The sequence below is a fragment of the Tenacibaculum aquaeponti genome (assembly GCF_057221555.1).
Genome location: NZ_CM170147.1, coordinates 1213060 through 1240058 on the forward strand (window position 1 = coordinate 1213060; position 26999 = coordinate 1240058).

Here is a 26999-nt window from a genome sequence, read left to right on the forward strand (position 1 = left end):
CAAAATACATGAGTAAACATATTGTTATAACAGGAACTAGTAGAGGAATTGGCTATGAATTAGCATTACAATTTGCTAATAACGGACATAAAGTTTTAGCCTTATCAAGAAATTCAAATTCTTTAGATAAAGTAAATCATGAAAATATAACTACAATTTCTACTGACCTTTCTAAAGAAAATGACATTATAAATGCGGCTAATTTTGTAGAAAAAGAATGGAACTCTGTTGATATTTTAATCAATAATGCCGGTATGCTAATTAATAAACCTTTTAGCGAATTAACTACCGATGATTTCATAAAAGTGTATCAAGTAAATGTTTTTGGGGTTGCATCTCTTACAAAAAATTTACTCCCTTTTATGAAATCTGGAAGTCATGTTGTAACAGTAAGTAGCATGGGAGGAATACAAGGCAGCATGAAATTCCCTGGTTTAGCAGCATATAGTTCTGCAAAAGGAGCTGTTATTACATTATCTGAATTACTAGCAGAAGAATACAAAGAACAACAAATCGCTTTTAATGTTTTAGCTCTTGGAGCTGTACAAACTGAAATGTTAGAAGAAGCCTTTCCTGGTTATCAAGCTCCCTTAAAAGCTATAGAAATGGCTGATTATATTTTTAATTTTGCTTTAACTGGAAATAAATTTTATAACGGAAAAGTACTTCAAGTTTCAAGTTCTACTCCATAACTTGTATTCAAAACATATTTAACATTTAATTACCAGCTTTTTCCAGTTTCAAAACATATTATTGTATTGAATTATTTACAATTCTATGAATTACACAGCTTTCTGGAAATATTATGTTGATGTAAACTTTTTAAACTTTGTATTTTCTTTAGTACTTTTTTTATCAAGTAGTTTATTTTGGGCTATTATCAACTTCTCTACTTTTGGAGTGTTAATTGGATACTGGGGATTTCATCTTTTTAAAGAAAATGAATACTACATGTATTACAATTTAGGATTTACAAAAAGAAAATTACTTTCCAATGTTTTCCTGTTCAATTGGATCTTTATTCTTCCTGTTTTATTAATACTTTTAGTTATTAAATAATGAAGTTAGACGTTTCAAAAATTAATCTCTCTTTTGGTAACAAAAAGATTTTGAATAATATTAGTTTTGAATGTAGTACAGGAGATATTATTGGTGTTTTTGGAAGAAATGGATCTGGTAAATCTTCATTACTAAAAACTATATTTGGCACTATTAAAGCCAACGAGATTTTAATTAAAATAGATTATAAAAGTATCCCAAAAGAAAAGGTTATATCAGATAAACTTATAGCTTACTTACCTCAAAATACATTTTTACCGAAAGAGAAAAAAGTAAGAGATATTATACCTTTATTTTTTTCCAAATCTAAAGATCAAGAAAAAATCTTTTATGATACCAAAATAGCTTCTTTTGAAAAACAAAAAATAGGAACTCTCTCTATAGGTGAATTAAGATATCTAGAAATTTTATTGATTGGAAATTTAAATCACCCCTTTTTACTATTAGATGAACCTTTTTCTATGGTAGAACCAAATTATATAAAGATTATTTCTGACTTACTTTTAAAACTCAAACAAGAAAAAGGGATTATCATTACAGATCACTACTATAACGACGTATTAAAAATTACTAACTTAAACTTCATATTAAAAGATGGAGAAAAATTCCCAATTCAAAGTAAATCTGATTTAATGAAGTACAATTACTTATCTAAAAAATAAAATTTAATTATAACTCATAGGAAAAACACCTTACTCATTTCAGTGAAAAGCATTTGAAAAAAAATCTGCTGTAATACTATTTTTGAGTGTCTATAATTTTTAAATGTAACTGTTTATTTAATTAAACACTACAGCAAAAATTTAAATAAGTTTTTTCATTTTAATAGCCTAAAACTAGTATAAAGTTAATTTTTATCATAGTTTTAGGTTTTTCTTTTACAAAAGAATCAAACTTATAACTTTTTCTTATTTAAGATTTTAACACAATTGAAAGCAACACTTTTAGCATACATTCCAGAACAATCTGTTCCTTTGACAGAATATCTAATTAAAAAATATGCTATAAATCTTAAAATTGTAAATGAACGACAAACCAAACATGGCGATTTTAGAACATTTGCAGATGGTAGAACTCAAATTACAGTTAATAACAATTTAAATAAATACCAATTCTTATTAACTTTAATTCATGAGATAGCACATCATGTTACCTATAAAAAATTTGGTAGAGTTCAACCACATGGTAAAGAATGGAAAACAGTCTTTCAACATTTAATGCTTCCGTTCTTACGACCAGATATTTATCCAAATCATATACTTCCTCTATTAGCTAACCACTTTAAAAACCCAAAAGCTAGCACAGATTCTGATCCTAAATTAGCCCTAGCTTTAAAAGGAAATATGGCAAAATCAGGAAAGAACTTTGTCTTTGAAATTCCAGAAGGTAGTATTTTTGTGTATAAAAAAAACACATATAAAAAAGGAAAAAAGAGAAGAACTCGATTTGAATGCTTAAATTTAAAGAACAATAAAGTTTATCTCTTTAATCAAAATATAGAAGTTTCAATTGTTGGATTGACATAAAACACACCCATTATGACTAAAAATTATTACGCTATAATTATGGCCGGAGGAGTTGGCTCTCGATTTTGGCCAGTAAGTACTCAAAAGTTTCCTAAACAATTTCATGACATGTTGGGAACTGGTCAATCTCTTATTCAAAGGACTTTTGAACGTATTAATGAACTTGTACCTACTAATAATATTTTAATTGCCACAAATACGAGTTATGAAAAACTAGTATTGCAACAGCTGCCTCAACTAAGTAATCGACAATTACTTTTAGAGCCTGTAATGCGTAATACAGCTCCATGTATTTTATATGCTGCTTTAAAAATCTATAGACAAAATCCAAACGCGGTTATGTTAGTAGCTCCTTCCGATCATTGGATTAAAGATGAAGGTGAATTTTTAAGGAATATTAAAACTTCTTTTGAAGCTTGTTCTAAAGAAGATATTTTAATGACTCTAGGTATTCAACCAGATCATCCAAATACTGGATACGGTTATATTCGATACGAACAAAATTCAACAGAAATAAAAAAAGTAACTCGATTTACTGAAAAACCAGATTTAGAAACGGCTCAACAATTTTTAAAAAGCGGTGATTATTTATGGAATGCTGGAATTTTTGTTTGGTCTGCGAAAAGTATCATAGAAGCATTTAAAGTCTACCTACCCGAAATGGTTGATGTTCTTGACGATGGAAGCAATGTATACAATACAGATTTTGAAGATGACTTTATAAAAAATAACTACGGAAAATGTGAGAATATTTCTATTGATTTTGCCATTATGGAAAGAGCAAATAACGTACATGTTTTACCTGTTGATTTTGGATGGAATGATTTAGGTACTTGGGGATCTCTTTATGGTAAGCTAAAGAAAGATGAACAAGAAAATGCTGTTGTTGGTGCTAGTGTTATTTTTAGAGACGCTAAAGGAAATATGATTCGTACACAAAACGGAAAGCGTGTTGTTATTCAAGGATTACAAGATTTCATCGTAGTTGAAAAGAAAGATGTAATTATGATTTGTCCAAGAAAAGATGATCAAGACATTAAACAAATCATGGCTGAAGCAAGAGAGTCTTTTGGCAAAAAACATGTATAATTAAACACTGAATTATATTAAAAAATGTCATTTTAAATTATATTAAAATGGCATTTTTTTATTTGTTTTGACTTACAATTTCTTCAAAGAAAGTATAATAATACTCAGGTAAATAAGCCCCATTTTTTCTCCCTAAAACCTCTCCTTTTGAATTAATTAAAATTATCGTTGGAAAAGAACTTTGATCGTATCTGTGACTTAGTTCTTTATTAATTTTTCTATTCTCTTTAGTAACTAAATCTCTATTCCTAGGAAAATCAGCTGTATACAACACTAAATTTTCAGCGGCAAATTTTTCGAACTTTTCTGTATGAAATAAAGTATTATCTAGATTGATACAAGGCCCACACCAATCAGAACCTGTAAAATAAATTAAAATGGGTTTATTTTCTGCAGTAGCTTTCTTTATAGCTTCTTTCATTGTAGGTAACCAAATGTTTTTCTCAACTTCCGTTTTCATTTGATTTTCTTGTTGAGCTTGTAAACCAATAGTTACAGAAAAAACTAATAATAAAGTGTAAACTATTCTTCCCATTATATTCTTTTTTACAGGTGAAGGGGAGCAAAAACAATGCCAATATACAAATTTAACTTTTTATAAAACCTGTAATATCAGATACAAAAAGCTTTTCATCTGCTAAGAACTTTGTTTCTATAGCAATATATATTAAGTTAGAAATTCTGCCATTCAACCTCATGAAATCTTTTTCTGTAGTTAGAATCATTTTTTTTTCAGAAGAAATAGCATTAAAAGTCTTTTCAATTTTAGAAATATCTGAATTAGAAAAATTATGGTGATCAGGAAAATTAATATGGGTAAAATTTAAATTATTTTCTTTTAAGTACGCTAATAAAGAATCTGGATTTGCTATACCTGTAACTAAAACTAAATCATAACCTTTTAATTCCTTTACTGATATTTTTTTACTTCCTTTCAAGTTTTCATTGTAATCAATAGTAGAAAAGTACAACTTTTGTTTTTTATTAATATTTAATTTCTTTCGAAGAATATTCATTTCACTTACAGAAAGATTTCCAGGACATTTCGTTACAATAATAACATCTGCTCTTTTACTTCCTCTCCTACTCTCTCTTAAATTACCAGTTGGTAAAATAAAATCATCACAATACAAATCATTAAATTTAGTAAGTAAAATATAATAACCTGCTTTTACTTTTCTATGCTGAAAAGCATCATCTAATAAAATTACATCTGGATTAACCTTCGATATTAACTGTTGTACTCCTTCTGTTCTGTTTGCATTAACAGCAACATGAATATCTTCATTAAACTTTGAGAAAAATTGTAAAGGTTCATCTCCAACATCTTCAGCAATATGATTCTCATTTAATATAATAAAACCTTTTGTCTTCCTTTTATAACCTCTACTTAAAACAGCAACTTTATAATCATTTTTTAATAAACGAATTAAATATTCAATTTGAGGTGACTTCCCTGTACCACCTGTACTTAAATTTCCAACAGCAATAACTGGTAATTGAAACTCTGTAGATGAAAATACTCCTTTATCATAAAAAAAGTTTCTAATCGTAGTTATTAAATCATAAATAATCGCAAAAGGAAATAATAAATATCTAATAGCTTTCATTGCAGCGAAAATACATTAAAAATATTAACTTTACCTTTAGCTAAATAGATACTATGATCGTAAAAGATATTACAAACTATATAGAAAAACTAGCTCCTTTATCTTATGCTGAAGACTTTGATAATGTAGGTTTGTTAGTTGGCAATTATAATACAAAAGTAACAGGAGTTCTTGTTACCTTAGATACATTAGAAAAAACCGTTGACGAAGCTATTGAGAAAAAATGCAATTTAATTGTAAGTTTCCATCCTATTATTTTTAGTGGCTTAAAGAAATTAAACGGAAATAATTATGTAGAACGTGTAGTTTTAAAAGCAATTAAAAACGATATTGCAATATATGCTACACATACCGCTTTAGATAATTCAAACAACGGTGTTTCTGCAAAAATGTGTAAAGTATTAGGTTTACAAAACACAAAGGTTTTAATCCCAAAAAAGAAACAAATCAAAAAACTAACCACCTATGTTCCTTACAGTGATGCTAATGATTTAAGAAAATCTTTATTTAATGCTGGAGCTGGAAACATAGGAAATTACGATCAATGTTCCTTTAATGTTGAAGGTAAAGGCAGTTATAGAGGAAAAGAAAACTCGAATCCAACTATTGGTAAAAAAGGAGAGTTACATTTTGAAGAGGAAACATGTATAACTGTAACTTTTGAAAACCATTTAGAAGGAAAAATTTTACAAGCATTACAAAAAAATCATCCGTATGAAGAAGTGGCTTATGAAATTATCACTTTAGATAATAAAAATCAATTAGTAGGAATGGGTATGATTGGGGAATTTAGTTCTCCTATGGAAGAAATAGATTTTTTACAATTTGTAAAATCAACTTTTAAAACTGGATGTGTTCGACATTCTGAATTAATAGGAAAACCTATACAAAAAGTAGCAGTTTTAGGAGGTTCTGGAAGTTTTGCGATTTCTAACGCAATACGAGGAAAAGCAGACGCATATATAAGTGCAGATTTTAAGTATCATGAATTTTATAAAGCAGAAAACAAGATTTTACTTACAGATATTGGACATTATGAAAGTGAACAGTATACAAAAAATCTTTTAGTTGATTATCTTACAAAAAAATTTACTAATTTTGCAATTATTTTAAGCGAAGAAAATACAAATCCAATACATTATATTTAAAGATGGCAAAAAAAGAAGTAACGGTAGAACAAAAGTTAAGAGCCTTATACGACTTACAATTAATCGATTCTCGAATTGATGAAATTAGAAATGTTCGCGGAGAATTACCTTTAGAAGTAGAAGATTTAGAAGATGATGTTGCCGGATTAAATACTAGACTTTCGAACTTAGCGCAAGATATTTCTAATTTAGATACTGATATTAGTAACAAAAAGTTAGTTATTGAAGAGGCTAAAGCTTTAATTAAAAAGTACCAAGAACAACAAAAGAATGTTCGTAACAATAGAGAGTTTGATTCTTTAAGTAAAGAAACTGAATATCAAGAATTAGAAATTCAATTAGCTGAAAAAAGAATTAAGGAATTTAAAGCTAAAATTGCACAAAAGAAACAAGTAGTTGAAAACACTAAAGAAAAATTAGCACAACAAGAAGGACACTTAAATGCTAAAAAATCTGAGTTAGACGCTATTTTACAAGAAACTGAAAAAGAAGAGAAGTTATTACAAGAGAAATCTATTGAGTTTTCTGAATCTATTGATAAGCACTTATTAACTGCTTACAAAAGAATTCGTAATAAAGTAAAAAACGGATTAGCTGTTGTATCTATTGAGCGTGGAGCTGCTGGAGGTTCTTTCTTTACTATTCCACCACAAGTACAGTTAGAAATAGCTAACAGAAAAAAGATTACAATTGATGAGCACAGTGGTAGAATCTTAGTTGATGCTGCCTTAGCTGCTGAAGAGAAACATAAAATTGATAATTTATTCTCTTAATCAATCATAAAAATATAAAACAAGAAACCTCGAAATAATTCGAGGTTTTTTTATTTCTAATTCCTATTAGTTTTTTTTAATCGAAAAAAAAACAACCATTTTAACAGTATATTTTAAGTGATAACTATACTAAAATAGTTATGAAACTTATTTAAACAACCAAACATGTTATCAGAGAATTGCAAGCTCAAGCACTTTTTGTTCTTCTGAATCTCAAAATTTCATTGCTACACCAGTTCCAGAACCAGCACCAAAAAATCAAGGGTCTAGTTTCCATAGATATACGGATTAAACACGAAAGCCCAGATATTTATCTGGGCTTTTGTAATTTCATAAAACTAGATTATTAGTAATCTAACTTTCTTAAATAATCTAACTTCATCTGCCAAATATCTAACTCGTCTTTAAATCCTTGAATTCCTTTTCTTACATTCTTCACTAATGGATTATCTTCTGTAGCATTAGATATAAAACTTAAGTTATTCTCTAGCTGTTGCATTTCTCTTACAGTTTCTGTAATCTTTTTACGGATAAAGAATTGCTCACTATCTAATTTTCTATAATCTTCTTGAGCTAAATAACCATCAACTACATTCTTAAACTTCATTAACTCTATCTCTTCTCTGCCTAAATTTAATTTTGCTAAACTTGCATCTACAGCTTTGTTAAATTTACCATCTAAATGACGCGCATTTCTTGGTAAAGAACCTAAAGCTCTCCATTTTTGAATGTACTCTTGTACTTGTTCTACAGTTAGGCCTTCTAATGCTTTAAAATCTTCTAAAAACTTCTTCTTTTCTACAACAATAGCTTCTTGTTCTTGACTTACACCGTCTCTATGAGCATTTAAACGGTCGAAAAAAGCATTACAAGCAGCTTTGAATCGATTCCATATTTCATCTGAATATTTACGAGGTACATGCCCAATCTTTTTCCAATCAGACTGTATACGCTTCATCGTATTAGTTGTAGTTTCCCAATCTTCACTATCTTTTAAACTTTCTGCTAATTCTACTAACTCCATTTTCTTCTTCAAATTATCTGTTTGAGAAGATTTTTCTTGTTTATAAAAAGTATTTTTTGCTGTATTAAAACGTTTAGTAGCTTCTTTTAATTTTTGCCAAACAGTTTCACTTTTATTATATGGCAATTTACCAGCATTAAAATATTCTTTGCGTAAAGCTTCTACCTCGCGAATACTTTTCTGCCAATCTTTATGTGTTTGGTTTTTAGAAAAATCGTAATTACTGATCTTTTCAACTATTATCAATTTAGCATCGATAATTTCTTGGTGTTTAGATCGTAAATCTTTGTAGTAATCGTGACGTTTATCATGTAATTTTTTAGTTATATCACTAAAACGATTCCAAACATCTTCACGAAGTTCTCTATTTACAGGTCCAACATCTTCTTTCCAAATTCTATGTAATTCCTGTAATTCTTTAAAAGCAACATTTACATCTTCAACTTCTAATAAAGATTCTGCTCTTGCGATTAACTTTTGTTTCTCTTCTAAATTATGTTTAAAATCTAACTCTCTAAAATCTTTATTTAAATGTAATAAATCATAAAAACGCTCTACATGATGATGGTAAATTTTCCATGTATCATTGTAACGATCTCTAGGAACTGCACCAACTCCTTTCCAACGCTCTTGAATTTTTTGAAATTCATTATACATTGTTCTAGGATCTGCATTTTCTATCAACGATTTTAATTCATCAATAATAATATTACGTTTCTCTAAATTATCTTTAAGTTGATTTTCTATTTGTGTATAGTAAGCATCTCTCTTTTCTTTATACTCTCGTAAAAGTCCGTTATATTCAACTTTTACAGGACTAGAAAACTGAAAATCGATAGAATTACCTCCTTCAGCTAAAAACTCTTCCTTCTTTTGAGATAAAAGTTTACCAAACTTTACATTAAACGCATTTTTAATTTCATCTGCATTATTCTTGATAAGCTGTACGGGATGATTTTTTAATAGTTTCTTTAATTCTACTACTAATTGTTCCAATTCCATTGCATTATAGTCTAGCATTGGAATTTCTTCTTTTTTCTCATCTTTTTCAGAATTCTCGGCTACCATATTCTCCACTTCATTAACTGCAGATTGTGTAGCTTCAGAAACCGTTTCTTTGTTTGTTATAGCTTCAGTAGAATTCTCGTTTGTACTTTTATCTTTATTTTCTAACATATTAAAAATGTTTATAGTTCCATTTGATTTCGAACATAAAGATAAGGAATATTGAATATATCTTGATTCTAAATAAGCGAATCCTTCTTTTTGTAGAAAAAAAAATATTAGTTCCAGATTTCCCAAGCCTTTTCAGCTTGTAATTCTAGCATTTGCAAACCATTTTTAATAGTTGCTCCATTTTCTTTTCCTGACTTTAAAAAAGCAGATTCTGCCGGATTATAAATTAAGTCGTAAAGAATATGATGTTCTCCAATGTATTGATAAGGAATATTTGGCTTTTGTGTAATATTTGGTGAAGTTCCTAAAGGTGTACAATTTATAATTACTAAATGATCTTCTACAACTGTTTTATTTAAATCATTATAACTAAACATAGCTTCATTTTTAGCTTTTCGAGAAACAAAAGCATATTCTATGTTTAACTTTTTTAATGCATAAGCAATCGCTTTAGAAGCACCACCTGTTCCTAAAATTAATGCTTTCTTATGTTTTTCTTTCAATAATGGTTTTAATGAATTTTTAAAACCATAATAATCGGTATTATACCCCTTAAGTTTTCCTTTCTTGCTTATTTTTATAGTATTTACTGCTCCTATTTTTTTAGCTTTTTTATCAACTTTATCTAAAAAAGGAATGATTTCTTCTTTATACGGTATTGTTACATTCATACCTTTTAAACTAGAATTATACTCTTTTAAAACATCGTCTAACTCGTTGATAACTGTAAGGTCGAAATTTACATATTCATGATCATGTAAATCTAACATTTCGAACTTTTCAGCAAAATATCCTCTAGAAAATGAATAGGAAATATTTTTACCTATTAATCCGAATAATTTCTTACTTCTTTTTTCTTCCATAAAAATCGATTATTAAAATAAGTGCTATTCCTGTTATTATAAAACCAATTGTAATCCAAGTTTCTGTTAATTGAAAATCTGGAATAAATCGTTCGTAATTTTCTACAATTTTGTTTCCTTTACTATCAAACAAAAACTGACTATTTTCTTGTTTGTAAATGGTTTTTTTCCAAGGCCAAACAATTCCTAAAGAACCACTAATAAAACCAATAATAACAGCTGTAACTATATTTTTATAATGTTTTAACACATATCCTAAAACATGAGAAATAGACACTAAACCAAAAGCTGAACCTAAGGTAAAAACAGATATAATTTTCAGATATCTAACTTTAACAGCATCTTTAAATCCTGAAAAATCACCAGAAAACATATTAGCAATTACTACTCCTAGTACATTGACACTATCTACTAGTAATAAAACGTAATTTCCTAAAAGAATAAGAATAAAAGAACCTGATAAACCTGGTAAAGTCATTCCTGAGACACCAATAATTCCACAAAGAAAAACAAACCATAAATTATCGTTCTCTTTTGCTGGTGTCATAAAACTGATTGCCAAACCTATACTCACACCTATAAGTAATGAAATTACACTTTTAAAATTCCAATTTCCAAAATCTTTAGAAATGTAATAAATGGAACCTATAATCATTCCAAAGAACCAAGCCCAAACATAAAGTTCATAATTCTTAAGGAAATAATCGAGTACTAGAGAAACACTAAAGTAACTAAATGTACTTCCTAACATTACCCAAACTAAAAATTGAAAATTGGTATATCTGGCGAAGCTTTTAAACTTTCCACTAAACAATAACTTAAAAGCTGTTTTATTTATGCGTTGAAAAGTAAAAATTAATTCTTCATAAAATCCCATAACAAAAGCAACCATTCCTCCAGAAACCCCAGGAACTTTATTAGCTCCTCCCATGGTTAAACCTTTTAAAAAAAGATTTAGTTTCTCTAAGAATGTTCGTTCCTTGTGCATAAGGCCTAATTTACCAATAATTACTTTTTAACGGCTAATTTTTCTAAAAGAATAATTAAACTAAAACCAACTATTGATAAAATTATTGCATAAAGTAATTGCGGATCTCCTTCGTATGAAAATGGAGAAATAGACAATTCATTAAAGGCTTCTTTTTCTCCGTGAGAGTTTATTCTGTAGGTTAATACTTTCTTCCAAGGCCAAATTTTATTTAAAGAACCTATTATGAAACCTGTTAATGCAGCTAATGTGTAATTTTTATAATTAGCAAATAACCATTTTAAAACTCTAGAGAACGATAATAATCCAACTATCGACCCTAAAGCCACAAAAAAAACAGTTACAAAATCTCTTGAACTTACTGCGTTTAATATTGGTTTATAAGCCCCTAATAAAACTAAGATGAAAGACCCCGAAATTCCAGGTAAAATCATAGCACAAATTGCTATTGCTCCAGATAAAAACAAAAATAAATTTGAAGAACTTTCTGATACTAGTGGCGGTAATGTTGTTATTATATATGCTGCAACTGCGGCAGAAACTAATAATACAAAAGACAAAACACTCCATTTCTTAATTTGTTTTCCTATATAAATAACACTCGCCAAAACTAAACCGAAGAAAAAAGACCAAACTAAAATTGGTTGTGTTTCTAGTAACCAAGAAATTATTTTAGCTAACGACAAAACACTTATAAAAATTCCTGTGAAAAGTGCTAATAGAAAATTCCCATTTAATTGCTTCCAAGCTGTTTTGAAACCTTCTTCTTTTAAAGTCTTAAATAAACTTAAGTTTATATTACTGATTGATTGTAATAACTCTTCATAAATTCCAGAAATAAATGCTATTGTTCCACCTGATACTCCAGGAACTACATCTGCTGCTCCCATCGCCATTCCTTTTAAAGCTAAAACTATGTAGTTTTTAGTTGTTCGGATCATTGTTTAATTTTTGTAGTGTCTTGTTTCTTTTTGAAGTTTATTAACTTACTTTTTTTTACAATAATACTATCTTTTTTTACTTCTTTTTTCTTTTTCTTCTTCTTTTTCTTTATACCTAATTTCTCACCTAATTCACCTAATGAATTGAAATTAACTTGATACGATAATCCTAAACCTTGAGTATAACCTTCATTATCTATATCAAACTGAATATCATTAGGCTTATTAAAAAACATTCCTCTTAAAGTTCCTTCTTCATTTAATAAAACCTCTACTTTAACATCTACAACACTAGTTTGAGCACTTGCTCCAATAGGTACACCTAAAGCTCCGTTCACTAAGACTCTGTCTGAAATTTGAGTTGAAAACGATAAATCAACTTGATCGTCTATATTATTTTGAAGTTGCTCTACATTTGTTCTATCTCCTTGTGTATACTGCACTCCAAATTTAAATTTACTATCTTCTTTATTTATAACACTTGATAATATATTAGACGCAACTTGAGCTGCTGTACCTGTTATACCATTAGATGCGCTATTTCCTATATTTTCTTCATTAAAAAAAGTACCAAATGCCATTAAAAATGTGAAATGTTGCATTTTGGTATTAATATCGTTTTCATTCAATTTAAATTCTAGTTCAGAAGCTACTGTTGAATTTGCATTTGGTATCTTTATATCAAACTCTTGTTTAGAATCAAATAAACCTCCTGTGATATGCGTATACAAATCGATAGGGATTTTTCTAGTTGAATTAATATTATCTAATAATTGAGCTGGATTGGCCTTAGTTCTATAAATTGCCGTAAGATTTAACTGTGCTTTTAAAGGGTCTCCTGACCAAGAAATCGTACCTCCTCTTTGTACTTGAAAAGGCTTACTTATAATACCTCCATATTTAAAATTATAAAACCCGTTATCGATAGTAATTGCACCATCCATAATAAACTTACCTCGTGTATCAATTTCTATATGTAAATTTCCGTTTCCGCTTCCTTTTAAATCACTTCCTGACACTTTATCAATTACTACTTGGGCTATTGCATCTTTAGTTACCTCTAAATCAAAATCAAGATTTACACCTTTAATTTTTTCAATATTAATTTCTTTTTCGTTTACCTCCTCATTAGTTTTAAAACGTATCAACTTATAATTATCGATAGTAGTTACATCATTTAAAGGAATAACAAATAAAGTTCCTTCTTCTGTTTTTCCATTTACTTTAATACTTAAATTACTGGTTAAACCTCTTATTCTAGCATTTCCTCTAATAAATCCTTTCCCATAATAAGGAATTTCTTCAGCTTCTTTAGTATCTAACACTAATAAATTAGGAGTATCTAAATCAAGTTTTAAATACCATTGTTCAAAATTACTATGTGTAATACTTCCATTTAAATACCCTTTAGTATCATATTTAGTGTCTTTTATTATAATATTATTGATAAAGAAAGTTTGATCAACTAGTTTAATTTTAGTGTTTTCAATAAGATCAAAGTCTATATTTAAATAAGGAAATGTTAAACCTCCTTCATCTAACTTTAACTCTCCTTTAAAAATAGGATTATACGCTAATCCTTTCGCTGTAAAGTCTCCAGATAAACGACCTCTAATATTGGAAAGTACTTCTCCTCCCAAATCAGTAAAACCATTTAATTCGTATTGATTAAAATTAACTTTAAGATCTACTTGAGGTTTTTTATTATTTGTAAAATCTAAACCTCCTATGATTTTAATATTATCGAAATTATAATCTCGTAAAGAGACATCAACTTTAAATTTATTTAAAGAGTTTTCTCCTTCTATTTTAGCTTTTAAAGTACCTTGCGAAAAATCATTTACGATAACATCATTAATAATAATATTTGCTTTGGGCTCAATTTTTCCTTCTTCTTCTTTAAGTGCCAGATTACCATTTAATAAACCTTCTAAAAACAACCCTTCTATTTCAGGCAAAAAGCTTTGCAATTGTACTTTCTTAAAACTTGCTTTAATATCTTTTTGATTATCACCTATTACACTTCCCTCAAAATCAATATTTTGCTCATCAGATATCAATTTAAAAGGACTGAATTTGTAACTTTTATCTTTAACGTTAAAAGCTAATTTATTTTTTTTATCTGATTTTGGATTGATAATCCAATCGAATCCATTATGATTAAAAGTTGATTTTTGTAATCCAAGTACAGATTCGTGTAACTCATTTATTGTATAGAAAAAATTTAAATCGAAGTTTTCTTTTTCCTTTTTCCCCCCTTTAAATGTAGATTTAAAAAACAAAGTATCATTTGCCGTTCTATTTACCAGATTTAACTTGCTTATATGATAATATTTATTGGCTATTTTTTGTGCTGTAAAGTGTGTGTTATAAAGTTTATTTTTATTATCAACTCTCAATATTACATCTTTAATATCATTTTCATACGCGTTAATATTAGGCGAAGAAAAAGTCAATTTCACTAAATTTTTATCAGAGTTAATTCGTCCTCTAATTCTTGTGTTTTTTCCTATAGAGATTTTAGGTAAAAAAACATCTACAATTTGATTATAAATTGTGAAATCAAAATTTAAAAATTGATGTTTTTCAATTGGCAAGGCTTCATAATTAGTATATACACTTCCTAAAGCATTTTGAAAAACTGGTATTATATCGTTAAAATAAAATTTACCTTCTAATTTACCTTTGACAATATCTGTAGAATTTACTTCGATAGTTTTAATACTATCTTTTACAGAAGATTTAATATTGAAGTTTTTAAATGAAAACGTTTTATTTTCATTTTTATAAATAAGGTTTTGAAAGGTTGCTTTACCAACAATATCATCAAACGTATTACCTACAACATCTAATTGGATTTTTCCTTTTAATTCTGAGATACTGTCTCTATTGAAAAAGTTAGTCTTTTTTAAATCCAACTTATCAATATCTGCTACAAAATCAAATTTATGTGTTTCAGAAGAAAAATCTGCTAGCCCTTTAAAATCTAGTTTAAAATTTTCATCCCTTGATTGTAGGTACCCATCAAATTTTCTGTTTTGAAATTGCCCGTTCACATTTAGATCTTTGTAAGAATATCCTCTAAAATCTAAACGAGTTACTTTACCTATAATAGAAGAGTTGATATTTTCAACATTAAAACCACTTCCATGAACGTCTGCTTTTAATGACACTTTATGCAAATCATTATTTTCTGCAAACTTTCCTAAATCAAAATCAATAAACTCTATAACACCATCATAAGTTGCATTATCTATCTCGTCGATATTTGTGAATAATAAATCAGAAACAGTGCTACCTAACTCAGAATCTAAATTTAATGTAGCATCCATTTGATCTGGTGTTAAACTTAATAAACCTGATAAAGAAAAATTGCCAATTCTTTTAAAATTACTAGGTAATGTTTTCCCTAAAACATTCGGTAGGATGTTTTTCAATTGATTGTAGTTAGAGGCTACATTTTCAATATCAGCATCAAATAAGAACCCTCTCTCAGAATTAAATGCATTAACAAATCCCATATCTCCACGGATAATCATTCCGTTTTTTGAATACATGTTTATATTATTTGCATTGAAATTATTTAATGTACCTGTAGCGGAACCCGTAAAGATTAATTTATCATTTCCTCTTAACTCTCCATAAAATTTATTCACATCTTTAACTGCGAGTGTGCTTTTTTTAAAGTCAGCTTTTATATTAACTTTATCTGTAAAACTTGCTAAATCTTTCCTCTTGTAATTAAATACAATATCAGTTTTTAAAAATGAACCATTGTCGGTTTTAATAGTAGTATTATTAAAATCCATTTTAGTTTTACTGTAGAAGAAATCAGTAGTTACATTCGTTACATTTATACCTCTATTATCTATTAAATATAACCCTCTAATATTTGCATAAACATCTGGGCCAACAACTTTAAAATCCTGTATATTTCCCCCAGCATTATAAGCTGCATATTGTGTTTGTTCTTTATTATTTTCATCTGAAACCTTAAAATTCAGGTTTTCTAAATAAATATTTTTTGCTTTTAGAGTAAATGGATTTTCACTCTTTACTTGATCATCATCTTCTTCAAAACTTTCAATAAAAACTGCTAAATTATCTTCTTCTTCTCCTTTATATTTTTTCATATAAAAATAAGCTCCAGACAAACTAACATCACTTAAATCCACCTTATTATCGACAATCTTTTTTGCATTTTGAAGTGAAGTTTTAAGGTTTTTTACAAAGATTAAAGTATCATTATGATGATCTCTAATTTCTATATCTTTTAGTTGAACATTACCTAAAAGAGATAAATCAATTCTTTTTATAACAATATTTGTTTTAAAATCATCATTAATTCGCTTTGTCGCAATTTTTGCCAACTTACTTTGAACAGCGGGAATAGACAAAACTATTACGAGAAGTAATAAAAGTATTGCTAAGATTCCTACAATTCTAACCGCTATTTTCCTAACTCTTCTAATGATATTGACCTCCTAATTTTTCAGAAAGAAACTACAAAAATTCTGCCTTATTGCAAAGAAACGCCAATTTTAACGAATATCTAACGTATTATGAATATTTTTGCACTGATAAATCCAAACAGTTTTGAGCGAAAAATCTATTTATATTTTAGGTATAGAAAGTTCTTGTGACGATACTAGTGCAGCTGTAATTCACAACGGTAAAGTTTTAAGTAATGTTGTAGCAAACCAAGAAGTTCATGCTAAATATGGTGGTGTAGTTCCTGAATTAGCTTCTAGAGCTCATCAACAACATATTGTTCCGGTGATTCAACAGGCAATAGCACAAGCTGGGATTACAAAATCTGATTTAAGTGGGATTGCTTTTACAAGAGGTCCTGGTTTAATGGGATCACTTCTTGTAGGAACATCTTTCGCCAAATCTTTAGCACTAGGTTTAAACATTCCTTTGTTAGATGTAAACCATATGCAAGGTCATGTTTTAGCACATTTTATAGAAGAAGAAGGTAGTAAAATCCCTCCTTTCCCTTTTATTTGTTTAACCATTAGTGGTGGACATACACAGATTGTAAAAATTTCGAATCATTTTGAAATGGAAGTGCTTGGTGAAACTATAGATGACGCTGTTGGAGAAGCCTTTGATAAATCTGCAAAAATTCTAGGTTTACCTTATCCTGGCGGACCTTTAATTGATAAATATGCAAAAGAAGGAAACCCTAAAGCATTCGCCTTTACACAACCAAAAGTTGGTGATTTAGAGTTTAGTTTTAGTGGTTTAAAAACTCAAATTTTATATTTTGTTCAGAAAAATGTAAAAGAGAATCCGAATTTTATAGACGAAAATTTAGTTGATATTTGTGCTTCTATACAACATACGATTGTAGAAATATTAATGAAGAAATTAAAAAACACTGTAAAACAAACGGGCATAAAACATATTGCTATTGCTGGAGGTGTTTCAGCAAATTCTGAAATTAGAAAACGACTACAATTAGCAGAGAAGCATTGGAGATGGACAACTTATATTCCAAAATTTCAATATACAACTGATAATGCTGCTATGATTGCTATAGTTGGCTATTTAAAATATTTAAACAATGATTTTACAGATTTTTCTGTTTCTGCAAAAGCTCGTTTAAAAGTAACAGAAAAGTAAAACTTAAAAATCACACAAAATGTGTGATTTTTAAGTTTATTCTTTATCCAAAAACTTATTTTTTTGTTTTAATAGAACATCCGATAGCTTTAGTCTGAACTTTAGTAGGCATAACTCCTTCAAGCAAATCATTAATTGCAATTTCTGCATATCGTTCAGATACATTATTAGCATCACGTGCATTATTATCAATTGCACCGATATAAGATAACACAAAATCTTTTTTATCATTCTTTAAAATGAAAACATGAGGAGTTTTTGTCGCTCCAAATTTTGGATAAACTTTCTGTCCTGCATCAAATAAATAAGGAAAAGTAAATCCTTTTTCTTTAGCTCTAACTTTCATTGACTCATAATCATCTCCTTGAGAAACTTCAGGGTCATTTGGATTAATAGCTACCACAGGAAAACCTAAACCTTTATACTTCTTATCTAGAGCTATAATTCTGTCTTCATACATTTTAGAATACGGACAATGGTTACAAGTAAAAACAACCACAACTCCTTTAGCATCTTTATAATCGCTTAAAGACACCATTTTTCCATCTATATTTTTTAGTGTAAAGTTATCCACTTTATCTCCTATTTTATAAGCTCCTTTATCTTTTGTTGTAAAGGCTACACTAGCTAAAAGTACTAATAAGGCAAATACTGTTTTAAAAGTTTTCATAATATTTAATTTAAAAATTGTTGTAATTCTTGTTGAAGTAAATTATAACTAAACGATTGCTCGTAAAAAGCTCTTTTATTATTTTTATAAATAATAGTAGCAGGAATTGCTCCAGACCATTCTGTAGAAATTCCGTTAATCCATTTATCTTGATCTGGATCGTCTAAAACCACAACTTCTGGTTTTAATTGGTGCTCTTTTATAAATGGTAATAACTCACTCTCAATTTGATTAGGAAAATCTAAGCTTACAAGCAAAAGCTCTACATTTTTATCTTTATATTCTTCATTCAACCTTTCAAAGGCTGGTAATTCTTCAACACAAGGTTTACACCATGTCGCCCAAAAATTGATAACATGAATTTTGTCATCTTTTTTTTCTAGCATTGGTTTTAGTTGATCGTAGTTTAAAACTTTTACAACTTCATTCGCAGCTTTTAATTTTGTTGAAACGGATTTTTTATTTTTGGTATTACAAGAGAATATAAAAAATGAACTAAATAATAATATTAATATTGATTTCATCACATTAAATTTAATTAAAGTATAACATATCATTGAATTATTAACGCTTTTTTAACTAAAAAAGCCTCTTAAAAAGAGACTTTTAATTATTTATAAATATTTTAAGAGAATATTTCATTTAACAGTTTAGCTAAACGTAAACCTCCTTTTTGTAATTGCTCTCTTACAACAGGAAAAAATTCATACGAATACTTATATCTTAACTTATCTCCAGACTCGGCAGAGTTATATATTCTTTTTGTTAATTTATGAGAATCTTTTACCCAATCTAAAACACTTCCTTTTTGAATATAATTAATTTGTTCTTTAGTTAAATCTTTAGCATTTTCAGCTAATTCAACGTAACTCATATCCCATTTAGCAATAATATCTTCATCCCAAACTCTATGCAAATTAGAACCTCTTCCATGCCATTGAACTTGTATAGAATTTCCTCCTTTATCTTCTTTTCTACCAATATGTAAAGGTTGATGTAAATCTCCTATTAAATGTACTAGCATTTTTAAACAAAAACGTTTATCTGCTAAACTAGAAGTTTTATCTTTTAAGATTTTAATACAGTGATTGATTCCAGTTACAAGATCTCCTTTAGGATTTTTCTTAGACGATTCATAATCTCCATCTAAGGGCATATTTACATAATGCCAAGCACTATATTTTCTGTAATTTCTATCCGATTTTATCTCATCTGCATAAGTAGAAACAAATGCCAGGCTTTCACCTTGCAAGAGTTTTTCTATTTTTCTTTTAGCTTTTTTAGTTAAATGTTTTTCTGCAATTTTTCCAGTCACTCTATGACCTGTAGGTCCCCAAGTATCGTCTGATCCAAAAGCAAACGACACGTTAAATAATAGTATAGTAACTACTAATAATCTTAGTTTCATTTTTTATGTTTTAAGCAAAAATACAATATAATTCATTCTCAATATTTGCGTAATTCAAAAAATATTTTATATCTTTATGATATCAAAATAATATCATTTCAAATTAAAACTTATGAAATCAGAAAAAATTATTAAACCAGCCAGTGGATACTTAATGTTAATCGTATTCTTTATTTTATTTATTGGAAGTATTCTTGCTATGATAAAATTAGAGAATCCAATTTTTGTTATTTCTCTAATAGCATCAATAATTATGTTATTCGGATTCATTCTAGTAAACCCTAACACATCAAAAGTTGTCTTGCTATTTGGAAAATACATGGGTACCATTAAACAAAATGGATTGTATTGGGCTAATCCTTTTTACACTAAAAAGAAAATCTCTTTACGAGCTAGTAACTTTGATAGTGAACGATTAAAAGTTAATGATAAATTAGGTAATCCTGTTATGATTAGTACCATTCTAGTTTGGAGAGTTACAGACACATACAAAGCTGCATTTGATGTAGATAATTATGAAAACTTTGTTCGTGTACAAACTGATGCAGCTGTACGAAAATTAGCCAGTATGTATCCTTACGATAATTTTGCTGATGAAGGCCATGAAGAAGATATTACATTACGTTCGAGCGTAAATGAAGTAAGTGAGACTTTAGAGAAAGAGCTTGAAGAACGTTTATCAATTGCTGGTATTGAAGTTTTAGAAGCTCGAATTGGATACTTAGCTTATGCACAAGAAATTGCCAATGCCATGTTGAAAAGACAACAAGCAACTGCCATTGTAGCTGCAAGACATAAAATTGTTGAAGGTGCTGTAAGTATGGTAGAAATGGCTCTTGAAGAATTAAATAAAAAAGAAATTGTTGAGCTAGATGAAGAACGTAAAGCTGCTATGGTTAGTAATTTAATGATCGTTCTTTGTGGGGATAAAGATGCTTCTCCAGTAGTAAATACGGGAACATTAAATCATTAAAAAGTAAAATCATGAAAGAATATAAAGTTGTTAGACCAAAACTAGGCTTAAATAATAGATATCAAAAAATGGAAGATTTATTGAATCAATATGCACGAGAAGGTTGGATTGTAAAACATATCGCTGAAAGTTGGATTCATATAATCTTAGAAAGAGATAAAAACAGATAGTTATGAGAATATTTAAAGAAGAGCAACGTTTTACACAACAATGGTTAATTGCACTTTTAGTAATTGGTCTTATTGTTCCTATCATCATACTTTCTAAAGCATATGCTGAAGAAAAAATGGGATTAAACGATTTCATTTTTGCCATGTGCTTAATCATCATACCTACAAGTGCAATACTCTTTTTTAAATTAAAAACTCGAATTGACGAACATGGAATTCATTATCGTTTTATTCCTTTTCATTTTAAAAATCAAACTATTCATTGGAGTGATATTGAAAATATTTACATCCGAAAATATGATGCAATTACTGAATATGGAGGATGGGGAATGAAAGGTGGTTTGTTTTGGAAGAAAAAAAACGGAACAGCTTATAATGTATCAGGTGATATTGGAATTCAAATCGAATTAAAAAACGGAAAACGTATTTTAATTGGCACACAATTACAAGAGCAAGTTAACACAACAATTAATCATTATAACAATCAAGAGATATGATACGCTTATTATTACTTTTACTATTGTATTTCATTACAATTTTTTGGTCTTTTGTACTTATATAAAAATTGTTGAAAAATTAATAATTTAAAATTCTTATGGCTAAAAAGAAAGCATTTGCGTTACGAATAAATGAAGACATGCTTAAGGCTGTTGAAAAGTGGGCTGCAGATGAGTTTCGTTCTACAAACGGACAAATAGAATGGATGCTTATGAAAGCCTTGAAAGAAGCAAAAAGAGAACCTAAAAAAAAAGAAGAGGAGTAAATTACTCCTCTTCTTCTATTTTTTTACTGGCACTATAATTTTACTAGGATACTTCTTGTTATGAAATAACTTAATTATTGCTGTTTTAGCTTTTTCTGCTATTTGTGACGCTGGATCTTCTTTGTAATTATAATTCTTTTGAACATTCGGGTTGTCAATAGTTGAAAAAATTAAACGTAACCTACTTCCTTTTTTCACAACTCTACTAAACATATTTTCTCCTTCAAAAAGGTATTTATTAATTGTATTTCTTTTTGGAAAATCAACTTTTTCTAGTCCATTTCTATAACGTGCTCTTAGTTGATCAGTTTGTAAAAAAATCGATTCATTATTTTTAGTAATTTCATATACTGAAACTTCAAAATCTGTATCATCTACATTTAATTCAATATAAGCTTCAAAAGCAATTTTTCCATTAATATTTAAATCTTCTTGTAATGGTGCAGAATGATATATTAAAACTTCTTTATCATTCACATAACTCTGATCTTTATAAAAATCTTTGTTATCACTAGTGTAACTCGTATTATTAATTCCGTTATTCGCTAAAGGATTATAAACAATTTCATCTGGGTTTTTATCTGAATCCTCAGGTGAATCTATCAATTTACCAGAATTAAATACACTTTTAGCATCTGTATTTTTAGAACTTAAATAGAATTCTTTCTTTGCGTTCGCAATATTTTTAAAATCAGAAGTGTAATTCCAAACGTTTTTACCCATGGTATAATACGCTACTCTATTTTTTAAAAACTCTGGTTTCTTTCCTTTCTTTAACGTCCAATCAAACCAATTTAAATGCAAAGTATTCATATTTAAAACTGCATTTTCTTTAAACTGTAAACCACCTAGTTCTTTTTTAGGTCTTCTAGTTCCTCCATGACTCCAAGGCCCAATAATTAAATAATGATTTAATCTTGCTTGATTATTTCCATATTTCATATGATCTGTATAATACTTCATTGCGCCAGGTTGATCAGAATCAAAATGACCAGTAATACTTAAAATCGGAATATTTATTTGCTTAGACTCCTCTGGTTTAAAATAATATTGTTGCCAAAATTCATCGTGACTTGGATGAGAAATCCAGTTTTGAAAAACTTCTTTCGGATATCCAACAATATCATCATAAGTATTGAACTTTGCATTTTTCTTATATAATTCCTCCTGTTTATGTGTCCAAAAATCAGCTCCAAATAATTTCTGATTGATAGTTTTCTCACTCGTTAACATTAACCAACGCATCACATATGGATAGAAAATATTATTGTATTTCGGAAAATCTAAACCTGGTCCAACTGAAGCGGTTGGAATAATAGTTTTTAAATACTTTGGAAATTCTTTTAACACAAACCATTGATTCATCCCTCTGTAAGAACCTCCCATCATTCCAACTTTTCCATTACTCCATGGTTGCTCACCAATCCAATTAACTACTTCTGCCCCATCTTTAGCATCATCTTGAAAAGGAATAAATTTCCCTTCAGAATTACCTCTACCTCTACAATCTACTGTAATAAATACATAACCATTACGAGAAAAAAACAAACCTCTTTCGTGATTTTCATCTGAAACATAAGGCGTAATTACAAGAATTGTTGGATACTTTTTTTGGTTGTTATAATCTTCAGGAAGATAAATGTTTGATGATAATTTAGTTCCATCTGAAAGTTTTATTTTTTGATAAAACTTAATTTTAATATTCAAAGAATCTGAGGAATTTTCAGCTCTCATATCTGTACCATAAAAAAGTACACATAGCAATAATAGATATTTAATATATTTCATAGTTTATCTGATTTAAATCAAAAGTAATTTTCCTTTTTTAGTGAAACAAAACTATACAAAGTCATTAACAGTTTTTTAAGAAATTACAAATCATTAAGCTGTATTTTTAGCTTTCTTAATCAACTAATTCATTTTTCGATGAAAAAAATTATTATACCTCTACTTTTATTCATCTCATGTTTTGTTACCGCACAGGAGCTTTCTATGGATGTTCTAAAGAATATGAAACCAAGAAATATTGGTCCTGGTGGAATGAGTGGAAGAGTTACATCTATTGATGTCGTACATAAAAACCCAGATGTTATGTATGTGGGAACTGCCTCTGGTGGTTTATGGAAATCTACTTCTGGTGGAATTAAATGGGAACCTATTTTTGAAAAAGAAGTTACTGCATCTATTGGTGCTGTTGCTATTCAACAATCAAACCCAAGTGTAATTTGGGTTGGAACTGGAGAAGGAAATCCAAGAAATAGTTTAAATGGTGGATATGGAATTTACAAATCTTTAGATGGTGGTAAAACATGGAAATCTATGGGATTAGAAAATACTCGTCACATTCACAGAGTAATTGTTGATCCTACAAATCCTAATATTGTTTATGCTGCCGCTATTGGATCTCCTTGGGGAGAACATCCAGAAAGAGGAGTTTTTAAAACTATAGATGGTGGTAAAACTTGGAAAAAAGTTTTATACAGTAATAACAAAACTGGTGCTGCTGATTTAGTTATGGATCCTTCGAATCCGAACAAATTAATTGCTGCGATGTGGGAACACAAACGTGATCCTTGGTTTTTTAAATCTGGAGGAAAAGGAAGTGGACTATACATTACCTATGATGGTGGTGAAAATTGGAAAAAAGTAACCGATAAAGAAGGGTTTCCAAAGGGAGATTTAGGAAGAATTGGAGTTGCTATTTCTAGAAGTAATCCGAATACAATTTATGCTTTAGTAGAATCTAAAAAGAATGCTTTATATAAAAGTGAAGATGGTGGATTTAAATGGAAAAAAATAAATCACAAACCAGGAATTGGTAACCGTCCTTTCTATTATTCAGAAATTTATGCTGATCCTCAGAACGAAAATAGATTATATTCAATTTTCACTTATGTAAATGTTTCTCAAGATGGAGGAAAAAGTTTCAAGCAATTAATGCCTGCATATGGAGCAAATAATGGTGTACACCCGGATCATCACGCTTGGTGGATTCATCCAGAGAATGGAAAATTCATGATCGATGGAAATGATGGTGGTTTAAATATTACCCGTGATGGTGGTAAAACTTGGCGTTTTATAGGAAACTTACCTGTAGCACAATTTTACCATATTAATGTAGATAATGAATATCCGTACAATGTTTATGGAGGAATGCAAGACAACGGTTCTTGGAGAGGACCAGCTTATGTATGGAAAGCTCAAGGAATTCGTAATTCATATTGGCAAGAAATTAGTTTTGGAGACGGTTTTGATGTTGTTCCAGATAGAGATGATTCTCGTTACGGATGGTCTATGAGTCAGCAAGGTTTTGTTTCTCGTTACGATTACAAAACTGGAAACAATTATACTGTAAAACCAACACATCCTGATCCAGAAGTAAAATTACGTTTCAACTGGAATTCAGCAATTAACATTGATCCTTTTGATAATTCAACAATTTACTTCGGAAGTCAATTTGTACATAAATCAACAGATAAAGGTTTAACTTGGGAAGTAATTTCTCCAGATTTAACTACTGATGATAAAAGTAAACAAAAACAACATGAAAGTGGTGGATTAACAATTGATGCTACTGGTGCAGAAAATCACTGTACTGTTTTAGTTATTGAGCCTTCTCCTGTTGAAAAAAATATGCTTTGGACTGCTACAGATGATGGACGAGTTCACGTAACTCAAAACGGTGGTTCAACGTGGACAGATGTTTCTAAAAACATTAAAGGTTTACCAGCAAATAGTTGGATTGTTCAAGTTAAGGCTTCTAACAAAAATAAAGGAGAGGCTTTATTAGTAGCTAACGATTATCGTCGTTTTAACTACACACCTTATGCATATAGAACTAAAAACTACGGAAAAACTTGGGAACGAATTGTAGATGAAAATGATGTAAAAAGTTATGCATTAAGTATTGTTGAAGACCCTTTAGAGTCTAACTTATTATTCTTAGGTACAGATGATGGGCTATATGTTTCTTTAGACGCTGGTAAAAAATGGACAAAATGGACAGCGGGATTCCCTACTGTTTCTGTAAAAGATTTAGTTATACATCCAAGAGAACACGATTTAGTGATTGGTACTTTTGGTAGAGCTGCTTGGGTATTAGATGATATTCGTCCTTTACGTGCTATTGCTTCGAATAAAAATATCTTAACTAAAAAATTCGATTTATTTACACCACCAACTGCATATCAAGCGAGTTACCAACAACCAACAGGAAGTCGTTTTGGTGCAGATGCATTATATAATGGTGAAAACAGACCTTTTGGAGCTCGAATCAAGTTTTATATGAACAAGCCTAAAATGACAAAAAAACCAGTAAAGAAATCTAAAGAAGACCTTAAGAAAAAAGACGAAGACAAGAAGAAAATTAAATGGGACTCTATTAAGTTTGAAATTTATGATGGAACTCGTTTAATAAGAACTTTAAAGAGAAAAGCACCAAAAGAAAATGGAATTCATACTCAAACTTGGTTTATGAATGAAAAAGGTGTAGCTCGTCCTTCAAGAAGAATTAGAAAATCTAAATCTGAACCAAGTGGAGTTCCTGTTAAACCTGGAACTTATAAAATTAAAGCAACGTTTGGTGATCAAACTGCAGAAACAAATATCACTGTAAAATACGATCCGAGATTAGAAATATCTCAAGCTGCTATTGATGAGAAATACAACACTTCTAAAACACTTCAAAAACATCAAAAAGTTATGGCAGATGCTGTGAAACAATTGGTAGAAAGTAAAAAAATAGCAGAAGGTTATCAAAAAGAATTATCTACTAAAGATAAAAAGAAGTACGAAGCTCAAATAAAATCTTCAAAAGAGATTATCAAAAAGATTGATACTTTATTAAATACATTCTTAGGAAAAGTTGATAAACGTCAAGGAATTATTAGAAGCCCAGAAGTAAATGTAGTTCAACGTTTAGGAACAGCTAACTGGTATTCTAGCAGCAGATTTGGTAAACAAACTGCAACTGAAAAAAGGTTAATAGAACAGTTTAAAACATCATTAAATAAAGTTTTAACTGAAACCAATACATTCTTTAATAATGAATGGCCAACTTACAAAAATGAAGTAGAGAAAATTACTATTTCTCCTTTTAAGGAAACAAAAGTATTTTCTTTAAACTAGAAACATCTTCTACATTAAAATCCGTTTATTCTTATTTGAATGAACGGATTTTTTTATTCAAAA

24 protein-coding genes are annotated in these 26999 nt (G+C 29.0%); 13 read left to right on the top strand and 11 right to left on the bottom strand.

Translation table 11 applies throughout. The annotated features are described in order from the left end of the window. The first annotated feature begins 8 nt into the window (after positions 1-8). The 5 genes from AC2TEO_RS05345 to AC2TEO_RS05365 all read left to right on the top strand — a co-directional run bounded on the left by AC2TEO_RS05345 (position 9) and on the right by AC2TEO_RS05365 (position 3674). Positions 9-692 (top strand): SDR family NAD(P)-dependent oxidoreductase, encoded by a 684-nt coding sequence (locus AC2TEO_RS05345; RefSeq protein WP_442267127.1) that lies wholly within the window; start codon positions 9-11, stop codon positions 690-692. A gap of 85 nt (positions 693-777) precedes the next feature. Further along, positions 778-1059, top strand: coding sequence for a hypothetical protein (locus AC2TEO_RS05350; RefSeq protein ID WP_442267128.1), 282 nt, complete (start codon positions 778-780; stop codon positions 1057-1059). Beyond that, on the top strand, positions 1059-1721 hold the full coding sequence (locus AC2TEO_RS05355) for an ATP-binding cassette domain-containing protein (RefSeq protein WP_442267129.1): 663 nt from the start codon (positions 1059-1061) through the stop codon (positions 1719-1721). The genes AC2TEO_RS05350 and AC2TEO_RS05355 overlap by 1 nt, the downstream gene beginning before the upstream one ends. Before the next feature lie 267 nt (positions 1722-1988). Next, complete coding sequence (locus tag AC2TEO_RS05360; RefSeq protein WP_442267130.1) at positions 1989-2585, top strand: SprT-like domain-containing protein; 597 nt, start codon at positions 1989-1991, stop codon at positions 2583-2585. 12 nt (positions 2586-2597) lie between these two features. Next, entirely contained in the window at positions 2598-3674 is a 1077-nt protein-coding gene (locus tag AC2TEO_RS05365; protein WP_442267131.1) for a mannose-1-phosphate guanylyltransferase, read from the top strand. Positions 3675-3732: 58 nt separating this feature from the next. On the opposite strand, the gene AC2TEO_RS05370 is transcribed toward AC2TEO_RS05365, so the two are convergent. Then, entirely contained in the window at positions 3733-4209 is a 477-nt protein-coding gene (locus AC2TEO_RS05370) for a thioredoxin family protein (protein WP_442267132.1), read from the bottom strand. Between the two features lie 52 nt (positions 4210-4261). Further along, positions 4262-5284, bottom strand: a complete 1023-nt coding sequence (lpxK, locus tag AC2TEO_RS05375) for a tetraacyldisaccharide 4'-kinase (RefSeq protein WP_442267133.1) — start codon at positions 5282-5284, stop codon at positions 4262-4264. 53 nt (positions 5285-5337) lie between these two features. Here lpxK and AC2TEO_RS05380 point away from each other — a divergent pair, with 53 nt between their 5' ends. Together AC2TEO_RS05380 and AC2TEO_RS05385 are read left to right on the top strand one after the other, a co-directional pair. After that, positions 5338-6432, top strand: coding sequence for a Nif3-like dinuclear metal center hexameric protein (locus AC2TEO_RS05380; protein WP_442267134.1), 1095 nt, complete (start codon positions 5338-5340; stop codon positions 6430-6432). 2 nt (positions 6433-6434) lie between these two features. Beyond that, a complete protein-coding gene (locus AC2TEO_RS05385) occupies positions 6435-7205 on the top strand; it encodes a zinc ribbon domain-containing protein (RefSeq protein WP_442267135.1) in 771 nt (256 codons plus the stop codon). Positions 7206-7551: 346 nt separating this feature from the next. Here AC2TEO_RS05385 and AC2TEO_RS05390 read toward each other — a convergent pair whose 3' ends face one another. The 5 genes from AC2TEO_RS05390 to AC2TEO_RS05410 form a co-directional block, all read right to left on the bottom strand. Then, positions 7552-9405 (bottom strand): DUF349 domain-containing protein, encoded by a 1854-nt coding sequence (locus tag AC2TEO_RS05390; protein WP_442267136.1) that lies wholly within the window; start codon positions 9403-9405, stop codon positions 7552-7554. A 107-nt stretch (positions 9406-9512) separates the two neighbouring features. After that, entirely contained in the window at positions 9513-10268 is a 756-nt protein-coding gene (locus AC2TEO_RS05395) for a shikimate dehydrogenase family protein (protein WP_442267137.1), read from the bottom strand. Continuing rightward, positions 10249-11256: a DUF368 domain-containing protein gene (locus AC2TEO_RS05400; protein WP_442267138.1), complete on the bottom strand. Its 1008-nt coding sequence runs from the start codon at positions 11254-11256 to the stop codon at positions 10249-10251. The genes AC2TEO_RS05395 and AC2TEO_RS05400 overlap by 20 nt, the downstream gene beginning before the upstream one ends. A gap of 20 nt (positions 11257-11276) precedes the next feature. Continuing rightward, complete coding sequence (locus AC2TEO_RS05405; RefSeq protein WP_442267139.1) at positions 11277-12197, bottom strand: polyprenyl-phosphate transporter; 921 nt, start codon at positions 12195-12197, stop codon at positions 11277-11279. Continuing rightward, complete coding sequence (locus AC2TEO_RS05410) at positions 12194-16567, bottom strand: translocation/assembly module TamB domain-containing protein (protein WP_442267140.1); 4374 nt, start codon at positions 16565-16567, stop codon at positions 12194-12196. Before AC2TEO_RS05410 ends, AC2TEO_RS05405 begins: the two co-directional genes overlap by 4 nt. Before the next feature lie 226 nt (positions 16568-16793). On the opposite strand from AC2TEO_RS05410, the gene tsaD reads away from it, so the two are divergent. Continuing rightward, positions 16794-17825, top strand: coding sequence for a tRNA (adenosine(37)-N6)-threonylcarbamoyltransferase complex transferase subunit TsaD (gene tsaD, locus AC2TEO_RS05415; RefSeq protein WP_442267141.1), 1032 nt, complete (start codon positions 16794-16796; stop codon positions 17823-17825). Between the two features lie 55 nt (positions 17826-17880). On the opposite strand, the gene AC2TEO_RS05420 is transcribed toward tsaD, so the two are convergent. From AC2TEO_RS05420 to AC2TEO_RS05430, 3 genes are all read right to left on the bottom strand, one after another. Beyond that, positions 17881-18495, bottom strand: a complete 615-nt coding sequence (locus tag AC2TEO_RS05420) for a thioredoxin family protein (protein ID WP_442267142.1) — start codon at positions 18493-18495, stop codon at positions 17881-17883. Between the two features lie 5 nt (positions 18496-18500). Beyond that, positions 18501-19019, bottom strand: a complete 519-nt coding sequence (locus tag AC2TEO_RS05425) for a TlpA disulfide reductase family protein (protein ID WP_442267143.1) — start codon at positions 19017-19019, stop codon at positions 18501-18503. Positions 19020-19120: 101 nt separating this feature from the next. Next, positions 19121-19903, bottom strand: a complete 783-nt coding sequence (locus AC2TEO_RS05430; protein ID WP_442267144.1) for a S1/P1 nuclease — start codon at positions 19901-19903, stop codon at positions 19121-19123. Positions 19904-20015: 112 nt separating this feature from the next. On the opposite strand from AC2TEO_RS05430, the gene AC2TEO_RS05435 reads away from it, so the two are divergent. The 4 genes from AC2TEO_RS05435 (at position 20016) to AC2TEO_RS05450 (ending at position 21809) form a co-directional block, all read left to right on the top strand. Continuing rightward, on the top strand, positions 20016-20876 hold the full coding sequence (locus AC2TEO_RS05435) for an SPFH domain-containing protein (protein WP_442267145.1): 861 nt from the start codon (positions 20016-20018) through the stop codon (positions 20874-20876). 11 nt (positions 20877-20887) lie between these two features. After that, on the top strand, positions 20888-21046 hold the full coding sequence (locus AC2TEO_RS05440) for a DUF4177 domain-containing protein (protein ID WP_442267146.1): 159 nt from the start codon (positions 20888-20890) through the stop codon (positions 21044-21046). A 2-nt stretch (positions 21047-21048) separates the two neighbouring features. Further along, a complete protein-coding gene (locus AC2TEO_RS05445) occupies positions 21049-21543 on the top strand; it encodes a hypothetical protein (RefSeq protein WP_442267147.1) in 495 nt (164 codons plus the stop codon). Between the two features lie 98 nt (positions 21544-21641). Then, a complete protein-coding gene (locus AC2TEO_RS05450; protein ID WP_095070432.1) occupies positions 21642-21809 on the top strand; it encodes a type II toxin-antitoxin system antitoxin in 168 nt (55 codons plus the stop codon). 15 nt (positions 21810-21824) lie between these two features. Here the strand turns inward: AC2TEO_RS05450 and AC2TEO_RS05455 are convergent, their stop codons facing one another. Continuing rightward, the gene (locus tag AC2TEO_RS05455) at positions 21825-23597 is read right to left on the bottom strand and encodes a CocE/NonD family hydrolase (protein WP_442267148.1); all 1773 of its coding nucleotides are present in this window, start codon (positions 23595-23597) and stop codon (positions 21825-21827) included. Between the two features lie 138 nt (positions 23598-23735). On the opposite strand from AC2TEO_RS05455, the gene AC2TEO_RS05460 reads away from it, so the two are divergent. Then, positions 23736-26936, top strand: coding sequence for a VPS10 domain-containing protein (locus AC2TEO_RS05460; protein ID WP_442267149.1), 3201 nt, complete (start codon positions 23736-23738; stop codon positions 26934-26936). Positions 26937-26999: the final 63 nt, after the last annotated feature.

Coding starts and splice junctions, on each gene's coding strand:
- AC2TEO_RS05345 (WP_442267127.1), top strand. CDS start 9: ATGAGTAAACATATTGTTATAACAGGAACTAGTAGAGGAATTGGCTAT.
- AC2TEO_RS05350 (WP_442267128.1), top strand. CDS start 778: ATGAATTACACAGCTTTCTGGAAATATTATGTTGATGTAAACTTTTTA.
- AC2TEO_RS05355 (WP_442267129.1), top strand. CDS start 1,059: ATGAAGTTAGACGTTTCAAAAATTAATCTCTCTTTTGGTAACAAAAAG.
- AC2TEO_RS05365 (WP_442267131.1), top strand. CDS start 2,598: ATGACTAAAAATTATTACGCTATAATTATGGCCGGAGGAGTTGGCTCT.
- AC2TEO_RS05370 (WP_442267132.1), bottom strand. CDS start 4,209: ATGGGAAGAATAGTTTACACTTTATTATTAGTTTTTTCTGTAACTATT.
- lpxK (WP_442267133.1), bottom strand. CDS start 5,284: ATGAAAGCTATTAGATATTTATTATTTCCTTTTGCGATTATTTATGAT.
- AC2TEO_RS05380 (WP_442267134.1), top strand. CDS start 5,338: ATGATCGTAAAAGATATTACAAACTATATAGAAAAACTAGCTCCTTTA.
- AC2TEO_RS05385 (WP_442267135.1), top strand. CDS start 6,435: ATGGCAAAAAAAGAAGTAACGGTAGAACAAAAGTTAAGAGCCTTATAC.
- AC2TEO_RS05390 (WP_442267136.1), bottom strand. CDS start 9,405: ATGTTAGAAAATAAAGATAAAAGTACAAACGAGAATTCTACTGAAGCT.
- AC2TEO_RS05395 (WP_442267137.1), bottom strand. CDS start 10,268: ATGGAAGAAAAAAGAAGTAAGAAATTATTCGGATTAATAGGTAAAAAT.
- AC2TEO_RS05400 (WP_442267138.1), bottom strand. CDS start 11,256: ATGCACAAGGAACGAACATTCTTAGAGAAACTAAATCTTTTTTTAAAA.
- AC2TEO_RS05405 (WP_442267139.1), bottom strand. CDS start 12,197: ATGATCCGAACAACTAAAAACTACATAGTTTTAGCTTTAAAAGGAATG.
- AC2TEO_RS05420 (WP_442267142.1), bottom strand. CDS start 18,495: ATGAAAACTTTTAAAACAGTATTTGCCTTATTAGTACTTTTAGCTAGT.
- AC2TEO_RS05425 (WP_442267143.1), bottom strand. CDS start 19,019: ATGAAATCAATATTAATATTATTATTTAGTTCATTTTTTATATTCTCT.
- AC2TEO_RS05430 (WP_442267144.1), bottom strand. CDS start 19,903: ATGAAACTAAGATTATTAGTAGTTACTATACTATTATTTAACGTGTCG.
- AC2TEO_RS05435 (WP_442267145.1), top strand. CDS start 20,016: ATGAAATCAGAAAAAATTATTAAACCAGCCAGTGGATACTTAATGTTA.
- AC2TEO_RS05440 (WP_442267146.1), top strand. CDS start 20,888: ATGAAAGAATATAAAGTTGTTAGACCAAAACTAGGCTTAAATAATAGA.
- AC2TEO_RS05445 (WP_442267147.1), top strand. CDS start 21,049: ATGAGAATATTTAAAGAAGAGCAACGTTTTACACAACAATGGTTAATT.
- AC2TEO_RS05450 (WP_095070432.1), top strand. CDS start 21,642: ATGGCTAAAAAGAAAGCATTTGCGTTACGAATAAATGAAGACATGCTT.
- AC2TEO_RS05455 (WP_442267148.1), bottom strand. CDS start 23,597: ATGAAATATATTAAATATCTATTATTGCTATGTGTACTTTTTTATGGT.
- AC2TEO_RS05460 (WP_442267149.1), top strand. CDS start 23,736: ATGAAAAAAATTATTATACCTCTACTTTTATTCATCTCATGTTTTGTT.